This window comes from Pseudomonas sp. Irchel s3h9, assembly GCF_900187475.1.
In the GTDB taxonomy this organism is placed as follows: Bacteria; Pseudomonadota; Gammaproteobacteria; order Pseudomonadales; family Pseudomonadaceae; genus Aquipseudomonas; species Aquipseudomonas neuropathica.
In genome coordinates this window covers 99,943-116,328 of record NZ_FYDH01000005.1, presented here as the reverse complement: position 1 = coordinate 116,328, position 16,386 = coordinate 99,943, and the positions used below count along the sequence as shown (strand labels likewise).

The window sequence follows — 16,386 nt, the reverse complement described above, 5'->3', positions numbered from 1 at the left end:
GCGGAACCTTAGCGCGTAAAGCGCCTGCTCGACAATGGGCAAAAGGTGCTTTAGTCCAGCGCTGGCTGCGCAAAAGCCTTGCGCACGCTGTCGTGGGAGAACTCGTCGGCGTGTTGCTCGACCCATTGCAGTGCCACCGCCTGAATTTCTTGCAGGTCATCGTGGGTGTCGTGCATGCGGCAGTAGCGCTCGATCTGACACACTTGCTCACCCATTCGCGCACTGAACAGCGTCTGCTCATCGGTAAACGCGATGCCCACCAGATAGCCTTTTTTGCGCCGCAGGCACCACGCCACGTAGCCCGGATAACAAATGTCGGCATTCACTGACGGCATGCGCACTTGCAGCGCCGTGCCATGGCGCCAGGCACGGTGGTAATTGCAAGCGATGCCGCCGAGGCTGATAGTGTGCAGCTGTTGCCTGGAAATACACTCAGGCTTGAGCAAGGTTAATTCAACCGGCACCTCGTCCGGATGAGGAATGAAACGTCCCATGAGCACAGACTCCCTGTGTCAGCCATTTGACATTGTTTCCCCCAGTATAGTGGTCGAATCCGAACTGACCGATTTCGACGCCGACCAACGGCTGTTGGCGATGAGCGGCGTTTCGCTGGTGATTTTCACCAGCGTCGGCTGCGCCAGTTGCCGTTATGCCCGCGAAGTGTTGCCGGCTATGGCGCTGGGGATTGATCGTCTGTGCTGGATCGATGCCGGCGACAACGGCGGGTTGGTCGAGCGCTATCAGGTCTTTCATTTACCGGCGTTGTTCGTGGTGCGCGACGGCGAGTTCTTTGGGGCATTGCACACGCACCTGACGGCCGATGCGTTGAACGCGGCGCTGGCGCAGGCACTGGGGCGAACTGCAGAGGAGTTGCCATGATGGGGGCAGTGAATAAACCGGTCGTAGGGATCATCGGCACCGGCGCAATTGGTGGTTTTTACGGTGTGATGCTGGCGCGCGCCGGTTTCGACGTGCACTTTCTGTTGCGCAGCGAGTTTTCGGCGGTGGCTGAGCGCGGTTTGCAAATCAACAGCGCGGTGCATGGCCCGCTGACGTTGCATCCGGCGCAGGCCTATTCGTCCGCCGAAGACATGCCCAAGTGCGACTGGTTGCTGGTGGGGGCGAAAACCACCAGCAACGCAGGTCTCGCGCCTTCAATCATTCAAGCGGCCAAACCGGACGCGAAAGTACTGGTGCTGCAAAACGGTCTCGACGTCGAAGACAGCTTGCGTGAGGTGCTTCCCGATTCCTTGCATCTGCTGGGCGGCTTGTGCCTGATTTGCGTACACCGCGAAGGTCCGGGTCTGGTGACCCATCAGGCACTCGGCGCGGTCAACGTTGGCTATCACAGCGGCCCGGCCATGGATGATGGCGCGCGCATGGCGATTGTCGAGGAGGGCAGCGGGTTGTTTCGCGCTGCCGGCATCGATTCCCAGGCAATGCCCAATCTGCAACAGGCGCGCTGGCAGAAACTGGTGTGGAATATTCCCTACAACGGACTCTCGGTGTTGCTCGGTGCAAGCACCACACCGTTGATGGCCGATGTCGACAGCCGCGCGTTGATCCAGGCGTTGATGGCCGAAGTGGTGCAGGGCGCCAAGGCCTGCGGCCACGACGTGCCGCCGGGATACGCCGAGTATCTGTTCATGATGACCGAGAAAATGCCCGACTACTGGCCGAGCATGTACCACGACTTTTTGCATAAACGACCGCTGGAGCTGGAAGCGATCTACGCTCGGCCATTGGCGGCAGCGAAAGCAGCGGGTTGTGAGTTGCCGCGCATCGAAGCGTTGTATCGCAATTTGAGTTTTATCGACCGGCGCAACATTTAAGCCGGTCGCTCTGGGGGAAAGCATGGCCAAAAACATCGATGACAAACTGGTGCTGGCGATTTCGTCGCGCGCCTTGTTCGACCTGAGCGAGAGCCACAAGGTCTATCTGTCGAGCGGCGTTGAAGCCTATCGGCAATATCAGATCGAGCACGAAGACGAAATTCTTGCGCCCGGCGATGCCTTCCCGCTGGTGGAAAAACTGTTGGCACTCAACAGTCGCCTCGGCCGCGCGCGGGTCGAGGTGATTCTGGTCTCGCGCAACAGCGCCGACACCGGCCTGCGCGTGTTCAACTCGATTCACCATTACGGTCTGGCGATTTCCCGCGCGGCGTTTGTTGGCGGGCGCAGTCCGTATCCGTATCTGAAAGCCTTTGGTTGCGACCTGTTTCTTTCGACCCATGCCGAAGACGTGCGCGCGGCCCTGGACGCTGGTTTCGCTGCCGCAACGATTCTGTCCGGCGGCGCCAGTCGCGCGGCCAGCGACGAATTGCGCATCGCCTTCGACGGCGACGCAGTGATTTTTTCCGACGAGTCGGAACGCGTCTATCAGTCCGGCGGGCTCGAAGCGTTTCAGGCCAAGGAGCGTGAGTCGGCTCGCGAGCCGTTGCGCGGTGGGCCGTTCAAGGGCTTTCTGGCGGCGCTCAATCTGTTGCAGCGCGAGTTTCCCGATGACGATTGCCCGATCCGCACGGCGCTGGTCACTGCACGTTCGGCGCCGGCCCATGAGCGGGTGATCCGCACCTTGCGCGAGTGGGACATTCGTCTCGACGAGTCACTGTTTCTCGGTGGCCTGACCAAGTCGGCGTTTCTCGAAGCGTTTGCTGCCGACGTGTTTTTCGACGATCAGGCCGGCCACTGCGAGCTCGCCCGCGAAGTGGTCGCCACCGGTCACGTGCCTCACGGCATCAGCAATGAGCCGTCCATCTAAAGCCCTGTGCTTCAAGACGTTGCGTCGCCCGTCGTAGTCGCCAAGGCACTGCTAAGCTGAATCAAATCTCCGCCATGTTGGCACGCGAGGAGGTCATATGATTCGTTCGATGCTGTATGCCACTGACCTCGGTCTGTACGCACCGTTAGTCATGCAGCATGCCCTGGCATTGGCGCGAACGTTCAATGCCGATCTGTACGTGGTGCACGCGGTGGAGCCGATGGGGTTGTTTGCCGAATCGGTATTGCAGAGTTATCTCGACGAGCAGGCATTGAACGAATTTCACAGCCAGGGTCTGAAAACTGTCATTGCCAATATCGAGCAGCGGGTGCTGGACAGTTTTCGCGAAGAATTGGGAGATGAAGGCGAGCTGGATCTGCAGCGCATTCGCGCCGTGCGCGTGCTGCAGGGCGATCCGTCGCAGGTGATTCTCGACCAGGTGCAGAAACTCTCCGTCGATCTGCTGATCGTAGGCAGTCATAGCCATGGGGTGGGCGCGGAAACGCCGTTGGGGCGCACGGCGGCGCGGGTCCTGCAATTGGCCAAGGTGCCGGTTTATCTGGTGCCGTTAGTGGAGCGGCGGCGGCGGGAGGATCGCTAAGGCAGGAATAATGGCGCTTTGATAAAAAAGTTCTAGATTTATTATTCAAACCATTAATATAGTTATATACCGTCGCTGATGCCCGTGGCGTCTACCTGCTTTGAGGGATTCATATGAAGCTTCAACAATTGCGCTACATCTGGGAAGTGGCGCACCACGACCTCAACGTTTCCGCTACAGCCCAAAGCCTTTACACCTCGCAACCGGGCATCAGTAAACAAATCCGCCTGCTGGAAGACGAACTCGGCGTCGAAGTGTTTGCCCGCAGCGGCAAACACCTGACCCGCGTGACCCCGGCCGGCGAGCGCATCATCACCACCGCCGGTGAGATTCTGCGCAAGGTCGAAAGCATCAAGCAGATCGCCCAGGAATTCTCCAACGAGAAGAAAGGCACCCTGTCGATCGCCACCACCCACACCCAAGCACGTTATGCACTGCCGCCGGTGATCAGCAATTTCATCAAGCAATACCCGGACGTGGCGCTGCACATGCACCAGGGTTCGCCGATGCAGATCGCCGAAATGGCCGCTGATGGCACTGTGGATTTTGCCATCGCCACTGAAGCGCTGGAGCTGTTCGGCGATCTGGTGATGATGCCGTGCTACCGCTGGAATCGTTGCGTGGTCGTACCGCAGGGCCATCCGCTGACCAAGTTGCCAAAGCTGACCCTGGAAGCGCTGGCCGAATACCCGATCGTGACTTACGTGTTCGGTTTTACCGGTCGTTCGAAACTCGACGAAGCTTTCAGCCATCGTGGTCTGACACCGAAAGTGGTGTTCACCGCAGCCGACGCCGACGTGATCAAGACTTACGTGCGTCTGGGGCTGGGCGTGGGCATCGTCGCTAAAATGGCAGTCGACACCAAACTCGACAACGATCTGGTGGTGCTGGACGCCAGCGAACTGTTCGAATCGAGCGTGACCAAGATCGGTTTCCGTCGCGGCACTTTCCTGCGCGGCTTCATGTGCGACTTCATCGAGAAGTTCGCGCCGCACCTGACTCGCGAAGTCATGGCCAAAGCCATTCAGTGCCACAACAAGCAGGAACTGGAAGAACTGTTCGACGGCGTCGAACTGCCGGTTCACTGATTCGTTGAATCAAAGCACCTCGGTGACAGCAAACTGTTGCCGGGTGCCCGCCACCAGAATCTCCACCTCATCACCTTCGCACTTGCCCAGCAGACCTTTGCCCAGCGGCGAGCGCGGAGTGATGACGGTAATCGGCTGACCGACCACATCGACTTTCAGGCCTGCTGCATCCGGCGCCAGAAACAGCCATTGCTCGCGACCCTTTTCGTCCTCCAGGCCGAGCAGGGCACCGACTTCGATACCACGATTTTCATCGTAGGCTCGCAGCGTCAGGTTCTGGCACAACGCCAGTGACTTACGGATTTCCTCGACCCGTTTTGCTTGCCCGGCTGCCAGATACGACGCTTCCAGACCCAGCGTGTCGTACTTGTTTTCGGCGATGTTTTCTTCGTGCGTCGCGGTTTCGTAAGCGGTTTGCGCGGCGCGTTCGGCGATGTCGAGGTCGATGCGCAGTTTGTCGAGAATCAGTTGGTGGACGATGTGCTTGTTCATGATCAATCGCAAAATTGCAAAACGTTGGCGCGGCTTTTTTCGCTCGGGGCCGTCTGATCCTGTTGCAGCCAGAACTGGCACTTCGGATTGGACAGGTTACGCGTGCTGCCGCGTGCCTGATCCAGACGTGCCTGTTGTTCGTTCTTGCGCAGGTTTTCTTCGTACTGCTGGAACTGCGGGCTCGGCGGCGCAATATCCGGTTGTACCTGCACGGCCGGCGGATTGGCCAGTTGCTGCACCGCTTGTGCAACCGGTGCCAGTTGTTCTTTGAAGACAAACTGCGACAGCAGCCAGCAAGTCAGCGCAATGGCGACAAAGCCCAGCCACATGCCCAGGGCAATGCTGCCGGTCAAATGCAGCGCGCTAAGCTGAACAGGCAACGGGCGACGCGGATTGGGGCGATACGGCATGGCTGCCTCCTGGCGGATGATTGCGGGCAAGTGGCGATTGTCGCACGAAGATTAATCGCCGTCGGCTCTTCTGCGCGAGGTGATTTATGCGGACAATCGCAGCTTTTGCCAACGGGAGTCTTGAATGCCGCAATTGAAACCCCGCTGGGATATTTTTTGCACCGTGGTCGACAACTTTGGCGACATCGGCGTGACCTGGCGCCTGGCCCGGCAATTGGCCGCTGAGCACGGTTTGACGGTGCGATTGTGGGTCGATGATCTGCGCGCCTTCGAACGCATTTGTCCGGCGATTGATATCAACGCCTCACAGCAATGGCAACAAGGTGTCGAAGTGCGGCACTGGCCAGCCGAGTGGGTGCACATAGAGGCGGCGGATGTGGTGATCGCTGCGTTCGCCTGTCAGTTGCCCAGTGATTACATGGACGCGATGGCCACGCGAGAGCCGCCGCCCTTGTGGATGAACCTCGACTATCTCAGCGCCGAAGACTGGGTGATTGGTTGTCACGGCTTGCCGTCGGTCAAATACAAATCGGTGCAGAAGTTCTTTTTCTTTCCCGGATTCCAGCCAGGCACTGGCGGGCTGTTGCGTGAGCGCGGCTTGCTCGAGCAGCGTCGGCAGTTTCAACAGGATGCCGAAGCTCAACGGCAATTCCTGCAAGGTCTCGGGATCGATCCTGCGTCTGACGCCGAGCTGATTTCGTTGTTTGCCTACGAGAATGCCGGGCTGGCCAGTTGGCTGGACGTTTTGGCGGCGGACGCTGCGCCGACTCACCTGTTGGTGCCGGAGGGGCGGATTCTTGGCGACGTGGCGCGCTGGCTCGGGGTGGAAGCCCTGACGGTGGGCGAGATTAATGTGCGGCAGTCTTTGACTGTGCAGGTGTTGCCGTTCGTCCGTCAGGATCAATACGATCAGTTGCTCTGGTGCTGTGATTTCAACGCGGTGCGTGGTGAGGACTCGTTCGTGCGGGCGCAGTGGGCGGGGCGGCCGATGCTCTGGCACATCTATCAGCAGGACGAAGACATCCATCTGGACAAGCTTGATGCCTTCCTCGCGCTTTACACAAAAGGTCTATCACCGGCCGCTGCCGAGGCGATGAACGGTCTGTGGCGAGCCTGGAGCGCCGGTCAGCCCATCGGTGAACAGTGGCTCGAAGTCCGCAATCATTGGCCAGAACTGCAGGAAAATGCCGAAGCGTGGTGTCTGGAACAAGGCTTGCAGGCCGATCTTGCCGCAGCGCTGGTACAGTTTTACCTAAATTGGATATGATACGCGGCCTAGATTTTTGTAAATCCCATCCAAATTCGGATATTCGCAATGAAAACTGGTAAAGAACTGAAACCCGGTACCGTGATCCGTCTCGAGAACGATCCTTGGCTGGTTCAGAAAGCTGAATTCACCAAGTCGGGCCGTAACAGCGCGATCATGAAGACCAAGCTGAAAAACCTGCTGACCGGTTACAAGACCGAGATCGTTTACAGCGCTGACGACAAACTGGACGACGTAATCCTCGACCGCAAAGAAGCGACCCTGTCCTTCATCAGCGGCGACACCTACACGTTCATGGACACCACTGACTACACCATGTACGAGCTGAACGCTGAAGACATCGAAGCTGTTCTGCCTTTCGTTGAAGAAGGCATGACCGATGTTTGCGAAGCGATCTTCTTCGAAGAGCGTCTGGTTTCCGTAGAGCTGCCGACCACCATCGTGCGCGTAGTTGACTACACCGAAGGTTCGGCTCGTGGCGACACTTCCGGCAAAGTCATGAAGCCAGCCAAGCTGGCCAACGGTACCGAGCTGCAAGTTGCTGACTTCATCGAAATCGGTGACAAGATCGAAATCGACACCCGCGAAGGCGGTTCCTACAAAGGCCGTGCCAAATAAGCACTGCTTTTTACGGAAAGAAAAAGCCCGGCCATTGAGCCGGGCTTTTTTGTGCCTGCGATTTGAGCTTCACACAATCCCCTGTGGGAGCGAGCAGGCTCACTCCCACAATGGGATTGTGGTTACTTCAAGTGTTGCTTGAGTTCTTCAGATGCCTGCAACATCGCCGAACGTACTGCCGGCACCTGGCTGACCACGTTAAGCAAACCGTAATCGTGGATCATGCCGTTGTAACGCACCGACGTCACCGCTACACCGGCCTCGTCGAGTTTGCGTGCGTAGGCTTCACCTTCATCACGCAGCACATCGGCGCCTGCGGTCTGCACCAGTGCTGGCGGCAGGCCCTTCAGTTGTGCAGTGGTGGCCCGCAGCGGCGACGCGTAAATCTCGTTTCGCTGCTTGGCGTCGGTGGTGTAGTTGTCCCAGAACCACTTCATCATGTTGCGCGTGAGGAAGTGCCCTTCGGCGTACTGGTTGTAGGAGCCGGTGTCGAAATTGGCGTCCGTCACAGGCCACAACAGCACCTGGAACTTGATCGCCGGCGTGCCTTTGTCTTTGGCCATCAGTGCAACCACGGCCGCCATGTTGCCGCCGACGCTGTTGCCTGCGACGGCCAGACGTTTCCCATCGACATTGATTTCTTTGCCGTGCTCGGCGACCCACTTCGTTGCCGCGTAGGCCTGGTTGATCGCCACCGGGTAATGCGCTTCCGGTGAAGGCGTGTAATTGACGAACACCGCCGCCGCTCCTGAACCGACCACCAGATCCCGCACCAGCCGCTCGTGCGTCGGGAAATCGCCCAGCACCCAGCCACCACCGTGGAAGAACATGAACACTGGCAGCTCGCCCTTGACCCCGGCCGGCCGGACGATGGTCAGGCTCAACGGTTGGCCATCGATCTGGATGGTTTTCTCGCTGACGTCCGTTTTGGGCAGCGTCAGCTTGACCCCGGACTGCGCGCCGACCAGCACGGCGCGGGCATCTTTGGGTGTCAGCTGTTCCATCGGTTTGCCGGTGCCGGCATTCAGCACATCGAGAAATGCCTGAGTGTTGTGTTCGACATCACCGGCAAATGCACTGTGGATGGACAGGGCGAGAAGGGTACCGGTCAAGACTTTGCTGAAAGTGTGCATGTTCATTTCCTGTTCGGGCCTGGGGTATCAGCAGTTAAACGGTGACGTGCAGACGCACATCGACGTTGCCACGGGTGGCGTTGGAGTACGGGCAGACCTGATGGGCCGCGTCGACCAGCGCTTGTGCGTCGGCTTGTTCCAGGCCAGGCAGGCTGATGTGCAAATCGATGTCGAGACCGAAGCCACCAGGGATCTGGCCGATACCGACATGAGCGGTGATCGAGGCGTCGTCAGGGATTTTGCGTTTGGTCTGGCTGGCGACGAATTTCAGTGCGCCGATGAAGCAGGCCGAGTAGCCGGCCGCGAACAGTTGCTCTGGGTTGGTCGCCGCGCCGCCGGCACCGCCGAGTTCTTTCGGAGTGGCGAGTTTGACGTCGAGGATGTTGTCGCTGGAGATCGCACGACCATCACGGCCGCCAGTGGAGGTTGCGATTGCGGTGTAGAGAGTTTGCATGGTGTGAGCCTCATTGGGTGTGGTTTTGTGCGCTAATTGTTTGTGCGCTAAGTAAGTGCGAGGTGAATGTATCGCGCGAATATTTAGTGCGCAAGATAAATTTTTGAAAAAGCTGCACTTCCACGAAGGGGCGGGTATGAGAGGGTGGCTGTAAGGCTTGAGTTAGAGCGGATTGCGCGGTAGATCAGGTGGTGAAAATATTTTGCTGTCGATGAACCCAATGTGGGAGCGAGCCTGCTCGGGAATGCGGTGTATCAGTCACCATTCATACCGACTGACACTACGCATTCGCGAGCAGGCTCGCTCCCACAGGGACTGTGTGAAGGTCAGATCAGGCTTTCTTGCAAGTGACCGCGTAGCGCCTGCAACTCTGATTGCAGCTTCTGCAGGCGTTCCAGAGAGAAGCCGCTGGCGCCGAGGATGCATTGCGGAACGGTCTGGGCTTTTTCTTTCAGCGCTCGGCCTTGCTCGGTCAGCTCGACAATCACTACCCGCTCATCCTCACGACTGCGCGTGCGGCTGAGCAACCCTTCGCCCTCCAGGCGTTTGAGCAGCGGAGTCAGCGAGCCGGGATCGGTCAGCAACCGCGAGCTGATTTCTCCGACCGTCAATCCATCCTTCTCCCACAACACCATCATCGCCAGGTACTGCGGATAGGTCAGGTTCAAGGCTTGCAGCAGCGGCTTGTAGACCTTGGTCATCATCAGCGAAGTGGAATGCAGGGCGAAGCAGGCCTGGTTATCCAGCAGCAGGTCGTCGCAGGTGTCGCGTTGGGAAGTCATGTCAAAGCCTTGTTCGGTGATGGTCATGAATCTAGCGCTCGAATCTTTAATGCGCCAGATAATTCTCCGGATCTAATGGCGGTCGAGATCTCGTTGCAGCGCCAGATCCCACGGCGGCACTGGACTGAAACGAGTTTTGAGGTATTCAAGCAACAAGCGGCTGCGCGAGTTGGTTTGCTGTTCCATGCGCAGTGCGTAGATGCCGGTGGATTCCGGGGCCGGCAGACCGTTCTCGCAGAACAGCGGGACCAGTTCACCGCGCAGCAGGTATTCGCTCGCCAGCCAGGTCGGCAAATGCGCAATCCCTAATCCCGCCAAAGCCCCACACACCAGCGCTTCGGCATTGTTGGCGCTCATGCGGATGCGCGCCGGGCGGTGCAAATGCATCTGGCCGTCCTGCTCGAACCGCCAGGCGAAGGGCGGGGCGAGGCCTTCCCAGTCCAGACCGTCATGTTCACCAAGTTGTGCCGGACTGCCGGGCACGCCCCGGCGTTTGAGATAGTCAGGACTGGCACAGGCTATGCGCACCATGCTCGCCAAAGGCGTGGCCACCAATCGCGTGTCAGCCATTTGCCCGGCACGCAGTACCAGATCGACCTTGCCCAGGTTCGAGCCGCCCATGTCGACGAAACTGTCGATCAAGTGCAACTGCACATCCAGCCCCGGGTAGAGGACGAGAAAGTCGGCAATCACCGGTGCCAGATGCCGTCGCCCGAACGCAGCGGGGGCGTCGATGCGAATCAAACCTTCCGGCGCGCTGCTCAAGGACACGGCTTCGGCCCGCGCCAGTTGCAACTCGGCGACAATGCGCCGGGCACGTTCAGCAAACGCCAGACCGGCGGGTGTGGCTCTGACGGCGTGGGTGCTGCGTATAAATAACTGGCTGCCGACGGCGCTTTCCAGGCTGTCGATGCGTCGCGCAACGGCCGAAGGTGTCAGCGGATGACGGCGCGAGGCGGCGGAAAAACTGCCACTCTCCAGCACATCGAGAAACAACCCTAATTGTTCAGTCAGTTGGTTGGGGTTCATAAGAATTCACGCTTGTGCGAAATCAGCATAGCCATTGTGCGTTGCTGTGCGTTTCCCCGCCAGCCACGACTGCGTAGGATGAATCGCCTGACGTAAGAGGAATTGAGCTGTGATGGAGTTTTTGTTGTACCTGCTGTTCGGCGCCGCGCTTGGCACCCTTGGTGGCATTTTCGGTATCGGTGGCGGTTTGATCGCCATTCCGTTGCTCGGTGTGTGGTTCGGCCTCGATCAGCAGATTGCCCAAGGCACGGCGCTGGTCATGGTGGTGCCGAACGTGATGCTGGCGCTGTGGCGCTATCACCAGCGCAATCGCATCGAACTGCGGCATGCGTTGCCCTTGGCGGTGATGGGTTTTTGCTTTGCGTGGATCGGTTCGATCTGGGCGGTGGGTATCGATGCGCAAACCATGCGCATCGGTTTTGTCGCTTTCCTGGTGGTGCTCTCGGCGTACAACCTGCTGAAGATGTTCGGCAGGCAACCCGCTGCGACTTCCGAGATGCGCTATTCCTGGCCTTGGCTCGGCGTCCTCGGTGCGGCGTCCGGAACCATGGGCGGCTTGTTCGGTGTCGGTGGTGCCGTGGTGGCAACGCCGGTGCTGACCAGCCTCTTCGGCACCACGCAAGTGGTCGCTCAGGGCTTGTCGCTGGCGCTGGCGTTGCCAAGCACCGGCGTGACCCTGGTGACCTACGCGGTGCATAACGAAGTGGACTGGATGATCGGCCTGCCGCTGGCCATCGGCGGTCTGGCGAGCATCAGTTGGGGGGTGAAAGTTGCCCACGCCATGCCGGAAAAACTTCTGCGCGGGCTGTTCTGCGGTTTCCTGGTGCTGTGTGCGGTGATGCTCGCGTTTAAAGTTTAAAACCTTCGACGATATGCTCGGCCAGGCACTCGGTGATCGGCGACGGATTGTTCAGGTTGCGGATCAGCATGATGCTGGCCTCGGGCAACAGCGGCAGATCTTCGGCGGCGCCGAGAATGCGCATGTCCGGGGTGATCAGGCTTTCCAGTTGCGCGGTGATCGCCAGACCCGCGCTCACCACCGCCATCAACGCCGAGAGGCTGGTGCTGTTATAAGCGATGCGGTATTCGCGGCCCATCGCATCCAGTGCGTTACACGCCCACAAGCGGCAGAAACAATCACTGTTGAACATCGCCAGAGGTAGTGGCGTTTGTTCGTGGGCGCTGAAATTCTGCGCCTCGGCCCAGACAAAACGCTCCTTGCGCAGCAACTGACCGATTTCGTTGCCCGGTTCACGGGTGACGATCGACAAATCCAGGTCAGTACGCTGCAACAGTTGTTTGGTCGATTCGCAATGCACTTCGATCTGGATCAGTGGATAGAACTGCGCAAACCGCGACAGGATCCCCGGCAGAAAACGCATCACGTAGTCATCCGGCGTGCCGATGCGCACGGTGCCGACCATGTGCGGCTCGCGCAAGGTGTTGAACACTTCGCTGTGCAGCTTGAGGATGCGCCGCGCGTATCCGAGCAGCACCTGGCCTTCAGCGGTCAGGCGCACCTGGCGTCCGTCGCGCTCAAACAACTGCCGCTGCAACACGTCTTCTTCCAGACGCTTCATCTGCATGCTCACCGCCGATTGCGTGCGGTTGACCATTTCGCCGGCGCGGGTGAAACCGCCCTGATCGGCAATCGCGACAAAGGTGCGCAGGACATCGGTATCGATACTGGGGTAGGCCGACAATTGATGAATCTCCGTGATGCATGCCATCAGAAACATTCGTTGGATTGATCTTAGCGCCGGCGCGAGACTTGAGCCATCCACAAAGGAGGCAACACGATGAAAGGTCAAAGAGAGTATGTAGACGACGCAAAATTTTCCGGCCACGGCCATATCGTTTCCGACCTGCTGCACAAGTTTAGCCGCTGGTACGAATTGCACCGTGAACGCGAGTTGCTTGCCAGTCTGAGCGACGAAGCGTTGAAAGACATCGGCGTCAGTCGTGCCGATGTTGAACACGAGTCCGTGCGGCCGTTCTGGGATGATCCGATGCATAAATGACCCGCTGCATAAATGATCAGCAGAACGCTACACAAACCCTCTTCCAGTGAGGTAGGTTGCGAGCAGACAAGGAGATGCTCATGCCCGCGACTCTGGCCTTTTCCCTCAAACAGGCGCGACGACTGGCGCTGGCTGCCCAAGGGTTCAACGGGCGCCAGCCGCCGACCGTCAAGGCGCCACACGTCAACCGGCTGATCGAAAGGCTGGGTTTGCTGCAAATCGACTCCGTCAACGCCGTGGTGCGCTCGCACTACCTGCCGCTGTTTTCCCGTCTCGGTTCCTATTCTTCCGACTTGCTCGACCAGGCTGCCTGGAGTTCGGGGCGACGTCGCACGTTGTTCGAATACTGGGGACACGAAGCCTCGTTGCTGCCGATGTCGATGTATCCGTTGCTGGGCTGGCGCATGCAGCGGGCCAGGCGTGGCGAGGATATTTATCAGCAACTGGCCAGATTCGGTCGCGAGCAGCAGGACGTGGTGCGTCGGGTCTTGAATTCGGTGCAAGAGCAGGGCGCGTTGGGCGCCGGCAGCCTTTCAACCCGTGCAGACAAGGCCGGGCCGTGGTGGGACTGGAGCGCGGAAAAACATGCGCTGGAGTGGCTGTTCGCGGCGGGTGAAGTGACGGTGGCGGGGCGGCGTGGTTTTGAGCGTTTGTATGATTTGCCGGAGCGGGTGATCCCTTCATCGATCCTGCAACAGGCGTTGCCTGATGAGGCCGAAGCGCAACGCGGGTTGCTGTTGCACGCGGCACAGGCCTTGGGTGTCGGTACTGAAAAAGACCTGCGTGATTACTTTCGCCTGAATCCGGCGGATGCGCGGCCACGTCTCGCGGAACTGATTGAAGCCGGGCAGTTGCAGATGTGCGAGGTTGCCGGTTGGCGGCAAATCGCCTATTGCCTGCCGGAGCCGAGCGTCCCGCGCAAGGTCATGGCCAGTGCGCTGCTGTCGCCCTTTGATTCGTTGATCTGGGAACGCAGCCGGACTGAGCGCTTGTTCGATTTCCGTTATCGGCTGGAGATTTATACGCCACAGGACAAACGGGTTTACGGCTATTACGTGTTGCCGTTTTTGCACAACGAGCGGATTGCTGCGCGGGTGGATTTGCGGGCTGAGCGGGCGGCGGGGCAGTTGGCGGTGCATGCGGTGCACGAGGAAGAGCCGGGGCTGGATGAGCAGGGGATGCTGGCGCTGGCGGAGAATCTGCGGCGGATGGCGGATTGGTTGGGGCTGGCGCGGGTGCAGTTGAATTGTCAGCGCGAGAGTTCAGCGCGGTTGCGGGTGGCATTGGCAGAGATTGGGTGCGACTGATCTGACGCCATCGCTGGCAAGCCAGGCTCCCACAGTGTCCGCGTCGTACATATATTTTGTGATCGACGCGATCACTGTGGGAGCCTGGCTTGCCAGCGATGGGGCCAGTCATGGCGCTAAAGATGTCGAACCTTAGCGGCGGACTTGTTTCAGCGTCTCGGCGATCAAAAACGCCAACTCCAGCGACTGATCAGCATTCATCCGTGGATCACAGTGCGTGTGATAACGATCCGACAAGCCATCTTCAGTAATCGGCCGCGCACCACCGATGCACTCGGTGACATTCTGCCCGGTCATCTCGATGTGAATGCCGCCGGCGTAAGTGCCTTCCGCCTCGTGCACCTGGAAGAACTGTTTAACCTCGCCAAGGATCTGCGCGAAGTCGCGGGTCTTGTAGCCGCTGCTGGCCTTGATGGTGTTGCCGTGCATCGGGTCGGAACTCCACAGCACTTGCTTGCCTTCGCGCTGCACCGCGCGGATCAGCGCCGGCAGGTGATCGCCCACCTTGTTCGCGCCCATCCGCGCAATCAGGTTGAGGCGCCCCGGATCGTTGTCCGGGTTGAGCACGTCGATCAGGCGGATCAGGTCATCGGGGTCCATGCTTGGGCCAACTTTGACGCCGATCGGGTTGTTCACCCCGCGCAGGAATTCGACATGCGCGCCGTCGAGCTGACGAGTACGGTCACCGATCCACAGCATGTGCGCCGAGCAATCGTAGTAATCGTTGGTCAGGCTGTCGCGGCGCACGAAGGCTTCTTCGTAGTTCAGCAGCAGTGCTTCGTGGGCGGTGAAGAAGCTGGTTTCGCGCAGTTGCGGCGAGCTGTCCATGCCGCAGGCGCGCATGAACGCCAGGGTTTCATCGATGCGGTCGGCGAGGTGACTGTATTTTTCTGCCAGCGCCGAGTTGGCGATGAAATCGAGGTTCCACTTGTGCACTTGGTGCAGGTCGGCAAAACCGCCCTGAGCAAACGCGCGCAGCAGGTTCAGGGTCGCGGTGGACTGGTGATAGGACTGCAGCAGGCGCTCTGGATCCGGCACGCGGCTCTTTTCGTCGAAGCCGATGCCGTTGACGATGTCGCCCCGGTAAGCCGGCAGCGTCACGCCGTCGATGGTCTCGTCGTTGGCCGAACGCGGTTTGGCAAACTGACCGGCCATGCGCCCGACTTTGACCACTGGGCAGCCGGCGGCGAAGGTCATGACGATCGCCATTTGCAGTAACACTTTGAACGTGTCGCGAATCTTCGCGGCGGAGAATTCGGCAAAGCTTTCCGCGCAATCGCCGCCCTGCAGCAGGAATGCCCGGCCCTGGGTGACTTCGGCAAACTGGCGGCGCAGTTCGCGCGCTTCGCCGGCAAACACCAGTGGCGGATAACTGGCTAGCGTCTGCTCGACCTGGCGCAGATGCGCCGCGTCAGGATATTGGGGTTGTTGCTGGATCGGCAGGGCGCGCCAGCTATCAGGACTCCACGGTTGGCTCATCACGGTCTCTAATTGGTTCTACGCACGGGAAGCCCATGGTAGCAGCAATTAGTGCGTGACCTGCTCCCGCCCCATCGCCGACAATCGCCGCTTTGCCACGGCGCCACAGCGGTGCCATCGCGTCACCGCGCCCGGTGACCATCAGGAGACGAAATGACTGAGGAGCGCGTCGAGCATCTGCTCGCCGAAGTACAGGATGAGTTCGGCGTGATTCGCGTGCTGGAAGTGGCCGATTACCGCTTTCTCGAGTTCGGCGATGCGATCGAGCAGAGCTGCGTGTTCACCGCAGATCCGAGCTGGCTCGAATACGATTACACCCGGGCGATGCTGATCGGCGCGTTGTGCCACGAGCAGCCGGAGAGCGCGCTGTTTCTAGGACTCGGCGCCGGTACATTGACCCAGGCCTGCCTCAAGTTCCTGCCGCTGGAAGATGTCGAAGCCATTGAACTGCGTCCGGATGTGCCGCGCCTAGCCATCGAATACCTTGGCCTGGACGATGATCCGCGGCTGTACATCCGTGTTGGCGATGCGCTGGAGTTACTGCCGACGGCTGAGCCGGCGGATCTGATTTTTGTCGACCTGTATACCGATGTCGGCCCGGGCGTCGGGCATCTGGCCTGGAGTTTTCTCGGCGACTGCCAGAAGCGTCTGAATCCGGGTGGCTGGCTGGTGATCAATCAGTGGGCCACCGATGACGGCAAGCCTCTGGGCGCGGCGATGTTGCGCGGGCTCTATCACCGGCATTACTGGGAATTGCCGGTGAAGGAGGGCAACGTGATTCTGATTGTGCCGGCGGACCTCGATCAGGAGTTGGACATGCAGGCACTGACGGCCCGGGCTGAAGCGCTGGCACCGCGGTTGGGGTATTCGTTGCAGTCGTTGATCAACAGTATTCGCCCAGCCACCTGAGGCGTCAGTGCTGTCCCCATCGCTGGCAAGCCAGCT

General features: G+C 59.5%; 20 protein-coding genes. 11 read left to right on the top strand and 9 right to left on the bottom strand.

The window, feature by feature from the left end; translation table 11 throughout:
- Positions 1-50: 50 nt before the first annotated feature.
- Entirely contained in the window at positions 51-494 is a 444-nt protein-coding gene (locus CKW26_RS10105) for a PilZ domain-containing protein (RefSeq protein WP_095048467.1), read from the bottom strand.
- On the opposite strand from CKW26_RS10105, the gene CKW26_RS10100 reads away from it, so the two are divergent.
- The 5 genes from CKW26_RS10100 to cysB all read left to right on the top strand — a co-directional run bounded on the left by CKW26_RS10100 (position 493) and on the right by cysB (position 4,449).
- Positions 493-879, top strand: coding sequence for a co-chaperone YbbN (locus tag CKW26_RS10100; RefSeq protein ID WP_095048466.1), 387 nt, complete (start codon positions 493-495; stop codon positions 877-879). The two genes, CKW26_RS10105 and CKW26_RS10100, sit on opposite strands and share 2 nt — an antisense overlap.
- Positions 876-1,832 carry a putative 2-dehydropantoate 2-reductase gene (locus tag CKW26_RS10095; protein ID WP_095048465.1) on the top strand — a complete coding sequence of 319 codons (957 nt, stop codon included), beginning with the start codon at positions 876-878 and terminating at the stop codon, positions 1,830-1,832. The genes CKW26_RS10100 and CKW26_RS10095 overlap by 4 nt, the downstream gene beginning before the upstream one ends.
- A gap of 22 nt (positions 1,833-1,854) precedes the next feature.
- Complete coding sequence (locus CKW26_RS10090; RefSeq protein WP_034155247.1) at positions 1,855-2,760, top strand: 5'-nucleotidase; 906 nt, start codon at positions 1,855-1,857, stop codon at positions 2,758-2,760.
- A 97-nt stretch (positions 2,761-2,857) separates the two neighbouring features.
- Complete coding sequence (locus tag CKW26_RS10085; RefSeq protein ID WP_095048464.1) at positions 2,858-3,361, top strand: universal stress protein; 504 nt, start codon at positions 2,858-2,860, stop codon at positions 3,359-3,361.
- Between the two features lie 113 nt (positions 3,362-3,474).
- Positions 3,475-4,449, top strand: coding sequence for an HTH-type transcriptional regulator CysB (cysB, locus tag CKW26_RS10080; RefSeq protein ID WP_003183769.1), 975 nt, complete (start codon positions 3,475-3,477; stop codon positions 4,447-4,449).
- A 9-nt stretch (positions 4,450-4,458) separates the two neighbouring features.
- Here cysB and CKW26_RS10075 read toward each other — a convergent pair whose 3' ends face one another.
- On the bottom strand, positions 4,459-4,941 hold the full coding sequence (locus tag CKW26_RS10075; RefSeq protein ID WP_095048463.1) for a GreA/GreB family elongation factor: 483 nt from the start codon (positions 4,939-4,941) through the stop codon (positions 4,459-4,461).
- A gap of 2 nt (positions 4,942-4,943) precedes the next feature.
- A complete protein-coding gene (locus tag CKW26_RS10070; protein ID WP_095048462.1) occupies positions 4,944-5,351 on the bottom strand; it encodes a hypothetical protein in 408 nt (135 codons plus the stop codon).
- Positions 5,352-5,475: 124 nt separating this feature from the next.
- Here CKW26_RS10070 and earP point away from each other — a divergent pair, with 124 nt between their 5' ends.
- Together earP and CKW26_RS10060 are read left to right on the top strand one after the other, a co-directional pair.
- Complete coding sequence (gene earP, locus CKW26_RS10065; RefSeq protein ID WP_095048461.1) at positions 5,476-6,618, top strand: elongation factor P maturation arginine rhamnosyltransferase EarP; 1,143 nt, start codon at positions 5,476-5,478, stop codon at positions 6,616-6,618.
- Between the two features lie 48 nt (positions 6,619-6,666).
- Positions 6,667-7,236, top strand: a complete 570-nt coding sequence (locus tag CKW26_RS10060) for an elongation factor P (protein WP_007908599.1) — start codon at positions 6,667-6,669, stop codon at positions 7,234-7,236.
- A 122-nt stretch (positions 7,237-7,358) separates the two neighbouring features.
- On the opposite strand, the gene CKW26_RS10055 is transcribed toward CKW26_RS10060, so the two are convergent.
- The 4 genes from CKW26_RS10055 to CKW26_RS10040 form a co-directional block, all read right to left on the bottom strand.
- Positions 7,359-8,369, bottom strand: a complete 1,011-nt coding sequence (locus CKW26_RS10055; RefSeq protein WP_095048460.1) for an alpha/beta hydrolase — start codon at positions 8,367-8,369, stop codon at positions 7,359-7,361.
- Between the two features lie 34 nt (positions 8,370-8,403).
- Positions 8,404-8,823: an organic hydroperoxide resistance protein gene (locus tag CKW26_RS10050; protein WP_007908600.1), complete on the bottom strand. Its 420-nt coding sequence runs from the start codon at positions 8,821-8,823 to the stop codon at positions 8,404-8,406.
- Positions 8,824-9,149: 326 nt separating this feature from the next.
- A complete protein-coding gene (locus tag CKW26_RS10045) occupies positions 9,150-9,605 on the bottom strand; it encodes a MarR family winged helix-turn-helix transcriptional regulator (RefSeq protein ID WP_176471266.1) in 456 nt (151 codons plus the stop codon).
- A gap of 72 nt (positions 9,606-9,677) precedes the next feature.
- Positions 9,678-10,634, bottom strand: coding sequence for a LysR family transcriptional regulator (locus CKW26_RS10040; RefSeq protein WP_093435162.1), 957 nt, complete (start codon positions 10,632-10,634; stop codon positions 9,678-9,680).
- A 109-nt stretch (positions 10,635-10,743) separates the two neighbouring features.
- Between CKW26_RS10040 and CKW26_RS10035 the strand changes: the two genes are divergently transcribed.
- Positions 10,744-11,493 carry a sulfite exporter TauE/SafE family protein gene (locus tag CKW26_RS10035; protein WP_176471265.1) on the top strand — a complete coding sequence of 250 codons (750 nt, stop codon included), beginning with the start codon at positions 10,744-10,746 and terminating at the stop codon, positions 11,491-11,493.
- Here CKW26_RS10035 and CKW26_RS10030 read toward each other — a convergent pair.
- The gene (locus tag CKW26_RS10030) at positions 11,483-12,337 is read right to left on the bottom strand and encodes a LysR substrate-binding domain-containing protein (RefSeq protein WP_007908606.1); all 855 of its coding nucleotides are present in this window, start codon (positions 12,335-12,337) and stop codon (positions 11,483-11,485) included. The genes CKW26_RS10035 and CKW26_RS10030 overlap by 11 nt on opposite strands.
- A 96-nt stretch (positions 12,338-12,433) precedes the next feature.
- Between CKW26_RS10030 and CKW26_RS10025 the strand changes: the two genes are divergently transcribed.
- A complete protein-coding gene (locus CKW26_RS10025) occupies positions 12,434-12,655 on the top strand; it encodes a DUF1127 domain-containing protein (RefSeq protein WP_095048457.1) in 222 nt (73 codons plus the stop codon).
- Between the two features lie 80 nt (positions 12,656-12,735).
- Positions 12,736-13,962, top strand: coding sequence for a winged helix-turn-helix domain-containing protein (locus tag CKW26_RS10020; RefSeq protein WP_095048456.1), 1,227 nt, complete (start codon positions 12,736-12,738; stop codon positions 13,960-13,962).
- Positions 13,963-14,094: 132 nt separating this feature from the next.
- Here the strand turns inward: CKW26_RS10020 and CKW26_RS10015 are convergent, their stop codons facing one another.
- The gene (locus CKW26_RS10015) at positions 14,095-15,441 is read right to left on the bottom strand and encodes a class II 3-deoxy-7-phosphoheptulonate synthase (RefSeq protein WP_095048455.1); all 1,347 of its coding nucleotides are present in this window, start codon (positions 15,439-15,441) and stop codon (positions 14,095-14,097) included.
- Between the two features lie 153 nt (positions 15,442-15,594).
- Here CKW26_RS10015 and CKW26_RS10010 point away from each other — a divergent pair, with 153 nt between their 5' ends.
- A complete protein-coding gene (locus CKW26_RS10010) occupies positions 15,595-16,350 on the top strand; it encodes a spermidine synthase (RefSeq protein WP_095048454.1) in 756 nt (251 codons plus the stop codon).
- Positions 16,351-16,386: the final 36 nt, after the last annotated feature.